At 66.9% G+C, this 3,045-nt stretch carries 2 protein-coding genes and 2 pseudogenes; all 4 read right to left on the bottom strand.

Translation table 11 applies throughout. The annotated features are described in order from the left end of the window. Window positions 1-267: pseudogene (locus JO059_RS10825) on the bottom strand (DNA alkylation response protein); the annotation flags it as partial. A 4-nt stretch (window positions 268-271) separates the two neighbouring features. Further along, window positions 272-478: a hypothetical protein gene (locus tag JO059_RS10830; RefSeq protein WP_293316685.1), complete on the bottom strand. Its 207-nt coding sequence runs from the start codon at window positions 476-478 to the stop codon at window positions 272-274. 14 nt (window positions 479-492) lie between these two features. Next, window positions 493-1,251: a deoxyribonuclease IV gene (locus tag JO059_RS10835; RefSeq protein ID WP_293316687.1), complete on the bottom strand. Its 759-nt coding sequence runs from the start codon at window positions 1,249-1,251 to the stop codon at window positions 493-495. A gap of 126 nt (window positions 1,252-1,377) precedes the next feature. Then, window positions 1,378-3,045 (bottom strand): annotated as a pseudogene (locus tag JO059_RS10840) (DNA-directed RNA polymerase subunit beta'); the annotation flags it as partial.

Here is a 3,045-nt window from a genome sequence, read left to right on the forward strand (position 1 = left end):
CAGCTGGTGGTACGCCGGGTCGTACTCCACCTCGTCGACGCGGTGGCCGTACCGGTCGTGGGTGTGCAGCACGGGCCGGTTGCGGTCGGCGAGCTCGCCCCACCGCTGCGCTTCGCGGCTGCCCGCAAGCGCCCCGACCTCGTTCACCTCTTCTGAGCCCCACTGCCCGCCCTCGCGGATCAGGGCCTCGACAAGCACGGCGGATGTCGCGGGGTTGTAGTTCTCCAGCGGCGGGACCTGGTTGGTGACGACATGGGTGTCTGGCATGCCATCATGTTACAGTTTTTGAACAGTTGCACAAGAGATGTAACGGACCGTTACCGAGGGTGGTGGGACTGACGCCGGCGTTCTTGAAAATGTCGTCGACCACCGCGTTGATGAAGCCGACGTCATCGACACGTTGTTGCGCGGCGCTACCGGCGTGGCCGTGCAGCGCGACCACCAGAGCAGGCGAGCACGCGGCGACCACGAGTGCCACCCCAAGCAGCGCGGCTAACCGTCGGAGCACTTCTCCCGCAGGAACGCGATGTCGTCCTTGCGGCCCTCGTCGGCGGTTTCGCAGATCACCGGCGCGTCGGCCGCCCTGACCACCGCCGCAAGGAGTTTCGGATCGATCTGACCGGTGCCGAAGTTGGCGTGCCGGTCCGCGCCCGAGCCCGCCGCGTCCCGCGAGTCATTGCAGTGGACCAGATCGATGCGCCCTGTCAAGGCCCTTATCCGCTCCACGGCGTCGACCAGCTCCTCACCCGCGGCCCAGGCGTGGCAGGTGTCCAGGCAGAAGCCAATTCCCTTGTCGCCGATGTGATCCCAGAGCCGACCGATGGTGTCGAAGTAGCGAGCCATCGCGTGGTCGCCGCCCGCGGTGTTCTCTAGATACACCGGCACGTCGGTTTCGAGGTAATCCAGCGCCTTGACCCAGCGCTCGAAGCCGGCCTCCATGTCGTCGTCGTCGGCATGGCCGCCGTGCACGATCACCGCCGTCGCGTTGATTTCCGCGGCCGCGTCGCAGGTGTCCTGCAGGATCTTGCGCGACGGGATGCGGATGCGGTTGTTGGCCGACGCCACGTTGATCAGGTATGGCGCGTGGACGTACAGCGGGATGGTGGACGCCTTCAGGGCCTCGGCGTCATCGCGGGGCTTGGGCTTTTTCCAGCTCTGCGGGTTGCCGAGGAAGAACTGCACCGCGTCGGCGCCGTCGGCCTGGGCGGCGGCCAGGGGGTCGTCGTTGTGGACGTGCGAACCGATGAGCACGGGGCCAGTTTAGTTGGCCAGCAGACGCAGAATCGCACTGCGTGGGCCGTGATCGTGCGATTCTGCGTCTTCTCGCCCCCATAGAAAAAAGCCCCCGCGCGATGCGAGGGCTCTTTCCTTCAATAACTACCGGTAGTCGCTGTACCCGTAGTCGTCCAGCGGCACGGCGGCTCCGGTGGCCTGCCCGAAGTCCGGGCTGTAGTAGTGATCCTCGTAGGACGGGATCGTGTACGCCGCGGCGCGGGCCTCCTCGGTGGGCTGTACCTGGATGTTGCGGTAGCGGTTGATACCGGTCCCGGCCGGGATCAGCTTTCCGATGATCACGTTCTCCTTCAGACCGTTGAGCTTGTCGCTGCGGCAGTTGATCGCCGCATCTGTCAGGACTCGCGTGGTCTCCTGGAACGACGCCGCGGAAAGCCACGAGTCCGTGGCCAGCGACGCCTTCGTGATGCCCATCAGCACCGGACGGCCGGCCGCGGGCTCGCCACCCTCGGCAACCACCCGGCGGTTCTCGGCCTCGAACTCCGCGCGGTCGATCAGTGAGCCGGGCAGGAACTCCGTCGCGCCCGAGTCGATGATGGTCACGCGCCGCAGCATCTGGCGCACGATCACCTCGATGTGCTTGTCGTGGATCGACACGCCCTGGGCCCGGTAGACCTCTTGAACCTCGCGGACCAGGTGGATCTGCACCTCGCGGGGGCCCTGCACGCGCAGCACCTCGTGCGGATCGGCCGAGCCTTCCATCAGCTGCTGGCCCACCTCGACGTGGTCGCCGTCGGACAGCACCCCCTCGGAGCCGTCGTCGTGCTTGAACACCCGCAGCCGCTGCCGCTTCGAGAGCTTGTCGTACACGACCTCCTCGCCCCCGTCGTCGGGAACGATGGTGATCTTGTAAAAGCGCTCACCGTCCTCCAGACGGACCCGCCCGGTGACGTCCGCGATCGGCGCCTTGCCGCGCGGCACCCGGGCCTCGAACAGCTCCTGCACCCGAGGAAGACCGCCGGTGATGTCCTCACCGACGCCACCCTGGTGGAAGGTCCGCATCGTCAGCTGCGTGCCCGGCTCACCGATGGACTGCGCCGCCACGATACCGACGGCCTCGCCGATGTCCACCAGCTTGCCGGTGGCCATCGACCGCCCGTAGCAGGTCGCGCACACGCCCGTGCCGGTCGCGCAGGTCAGCACCGAGCGCACCTTCACCTGCGTGATGCCCGCCGCGAGCAGCGCGTCGATCTCCGGGTCACCCAGATCCTCGCCACGCGCGACGATCACGTTGCCGGCCTCGTCGACCGCGTCGGTGCCCAAAGTCCGCGCGTACGCCGATGTTTCGATGTACGGATCGCGGATGAGCGTGGCCTTGCCATCAACAGAGGGCTGACGCTCGGCCAGCTCGACGACGATGCCGCGCTCGGTCTGGCAGTCGTGCTCGCGCACGATCACGTCCTGCGACACGTCCACCAGACGGCGGGTCAGGTACCCCGAGTCGGCGGTACGCAAAGCGGTGTCGGCCAAGCCCTTTCGAGCGCCGTGGGTGTTGATGAAGTACTCCAGCACGGTCAGGCCCTCGCGGAAGGACGACTTCACCGGGCGCGGGATGAACTCACCCTTCGGGTTGGTCACCAGGCCCTTCATGCCAGCCAGCGTTCGGGTCTGGGTGAAGTTACCCGTGGCACCCGAGTCGACGATGGTGATGATCGGGTTGTCGCTGGGGTAGTGCTCCCGCAGCGCCTGACCGACCTCGTCGGTGGCTTCCTTCCAGATCTCCACCAGCGCCTCGTTGCGCTCGTCGTGGTT

Origin of the sequence: Mycobacterium sp., from assembly GCF_019247615.1 — a bacterium.
Lineage (GTDB): Bacteria > Actinomycetota > Actinomycetes > Mycobacteriales > Mycobacteriaceae > Mycobacterium.